Origin of the sequence: Streptomyces sp. M-16 (assembly GCF_052114405.1) — a bacterium.
Classification (GTDB): Bacteria; Actinomycetota; Actinomycetes; order Streptomycetales; family Streptomycetaceae; genus Streptomyces.
The window spans coordinates 1-2441 of the sequence record NZ_JBFRER010000270.1 but is presented as its reverse complement, the minus strand read 5'-3'; the positions used below and the strand labels follow the sequence as shown (position 1 = coordinate 2441).

Below are 2441 nucleotides of genomic sequence, written 5' to 3'. Positions count from 1 at the left end.
TCCCCTCGCCGGTCGCCGCGCGGAGGGCGTCCGCCAGCCGGTCGCGGGCCTCGGTCTGGGCCGCGATGCGCCGGTCGAGGGCCGCGAGGCGGTCCAGCGCCACCCGCAGGCCCTTGTCCGAGGGCGGCGCGGCGGCCACGTCCCCGTCCAGGCAGGGCAGGAACACGCGGACGTCGTCCAGCGTGAGCCCCGCGGCCAGCAGGTGGCGGATGTTGCGGACCCGCACCACGGCCCGCTCGTCGTAGACGCGGTAGCCGTTGCAGGCCCGTTCGGAGGCGATCAGCCCGGCCTGCTCGTAGTGGCGCAGCGCGCGGGCGGTCGTACCCGTCGCCCCGGCCAGCTCGCCGATCCGCATGCCCCCGCCTCCCGCTCCGCTTCCCTCACGCCACCACCGCACCGCCGTCGACCGGGAGCACCACACCGGTGACGAACGACGCCTCCGGTGAAGCGAGTTGGGTGATGGCCCAGGCTACCTCCCCGGGACGGCCGATCCGGCCCAGCGGGGTGTGCGCCACTTGCCACTCCCGCACCGAGGCCCTCCGCTGCGGTGTCAGCCCCTGGTGCTCGCCGATGGGGGTGTCGATCGCGCCCGGGGCGACCGCCACGACCCGGATCCCGCGCGGCGCCAGTTCCACCGCCCAGCTGCGGGTGAGCAGTTCCAGGGCGGTCTTGGTCGCCGCGTAGACCGAGTTGCCGGGCCAGGCCCGCTGTCCCACCGACGTGCTGACGTTGACGATGACCCCGCCCGACGCCTCCAGCAACGGCAGCGCGGCCTGCGCCAGCAGGACGGGTGCGACGAGGTTGGTCGAGAGCTGCGCGCCGATCAGCTCCGGTGTCAGCGTGCCCAGGGCGCCGCCGCGCACGATGCCGGCGTTGTTGACCAGCACGTCCAGTCGGCCGTACCTTCCGGCCACGGCCCGTACCAGCCGCTCGGGCGCGTCCCCGTCGGTGATGTCGAGGGGCAGCGCGGTGATCCGGTCGTGCCCCGCCGCGGTCTCCCGGAGAGGGTCGGCGCGCCGTCCGACGGCCACGACGTGGGCGCCCCCGGCGGCGAAGGCACGGGCCGTGGCCCGGCCTATGCCGCTGCCGGCGCCCGTGACGGCGACGACCCTTCCCGAGGGGGCCGCGGCGCGGTGCGTGCCGCCCGTACCGTCCGTGCCGCCCGTACCGCTCGTGCCGCCCGTACCGTCCGTGCCGCCCGTACCGCTCGTGCTGCCCGTACCGCTCGTGCTCCGACTGCTGTCGCTCGCGCTGCTCATGCCGGTCATCGTGCAACCCTGCCGCAGGCGGCAGGGTCAACCCCCGGCCCGGCCCGCTGGGTCAACCCGGCAGGGTCAACCCGGCCCGGCCCGCGGGGTCAGGGCAGCAGCGGCTCCTGGAGCTCGGTGACCCACCGGTCCCGGTCATCGGGGCAGTCCAGGTTCAGCTCGCGCGCGTACCCGGACGAGCGGTGGCCGTTCGCGTCGATCCACCGGGCCAGGGCCTGCGCCGTCGGCAGCACCCCGTCCATCGAGCCGCGGTGCACCACGGTCGCCGCCCGCTCGACCCCGGGCAGTTCGACGATCCGCACCCCCGCGCCCAGGTCCTCGGCACGGACGGCCGCGGCGACCGGGAGCCCGGCGTGCACCAGGACGGATCCGGGCTCACCGCCGGGAGCGGGCTCGTAGTGGGCCAGGCCCGGACCCGTCGGGACCACCCCGGCGCGCTCGATCCGGGAGCACAGGTCCTCGTACAACGGGCCGATGACCGGCCCGATGTCCTGCGGGGCGTAGCTCGCGGCGATCCCGGTCAGTTCCGCCAGGCGGACCGGCGGCAGGCTCTTCACGACGATCTCTTCGGTGGGCATGGTTCCCTCGTTCTCGATGGACCGGAGCCTCGTCTCGACCCGCGTGAGCCGGGCGGCGGCCTCGGCCACGGCGCCCTCCAGCTCCGCGCGGCGCAGCCGCAGCATCCCGCGCAGCTCCTCCGTGCTCACCCTCGCGTCGAGGATCGTCCCCACCTGTTCCAGGTTGAAGCCGAGCTCCTTGAGCGCGATGACGCGGTTGAGGCGGGCGAGCTGCACGGCCTCGTAGGACCGGTAGCCGGTCACGGGGTCGACACGTGCGGGACGCAGCAGTCCGAGGGCGTCGTAGTGACGCAACATACGGACCGACACCCGGCCGTGCTTGGCGAAATCTCCGATGCTGAACATGTCGTGCTCCAGTGGACGGCCTGACACGGTGTGAGGGTCAAGTCTCTCCGGGAGCCCCGGGCGAACCCCCTGGTGGGGGCCCGTCCGCGGGAGGCGGGGCCGGGTCAGCGTCCGTACTGGCGCACGCACAGGTCGACGACCGACGGCGGGAGCGCGCCCTCCGCCGCGGCGCACAGCTCCTCCCCGCGCGGCGCACGCGGCGCCGCCGGCCGGGGCCCGCGCGGCGGCGCCGGCCCCAGCGGCCGTACCC

General features: G+C 75.4%; 3 protein-coding genes. All 3 read right to left on the bottom strand.

Annotated features, from left to right (window positions below; genetic code table 11):
* The coding region (locus AB4039_RS41990; protein WP_442273278.1) for a MerR family transcriptional regulator at positions 1–355 on the bottom strand (355 nt) is incomplete at its 3' end.
* Positions 356–380: 25 nt separating this feature from the next.
* Positions 381–1259 (bottom strand): SDR family oxidoreductase, encoded by an 879-nt coding sequence (locus tag AB4039_RS41985; protein WP_266836767.1) that lies wholly within the window; start codon positions 1257–1259, stop codon positions 381–383.
* Between the two features lie 98 nt (positions 1260–1357).
* Entirely contained in the window at positions 1358–2191 is an 834-nt protein-coding gene (locus AB4039_RS41980) for a MerR family transcriptional regulator (protein WP_442273277.1), read from the bottom strand.
* Between the last annotated feature and the right edge of the window lie 250 nt (positions 2192–2441).

Coding starts and splice junctions, on each gene's coding strand:
- AB4039_RS41980 (WP_442273277.1), bottom strand. CDS start 2,191: ATGTTCAGCATCGGAGATTTCGCCAAGCACGGCCGGGTGTCGGTCCGT.
- AB4039_RS41985 (WP_266836767.1), bottom strand. CDS start 1,259: ATGAGCAGCGCGAGCGACAGCAGTCGGAGCACGAGCGGTACGGGCAGC.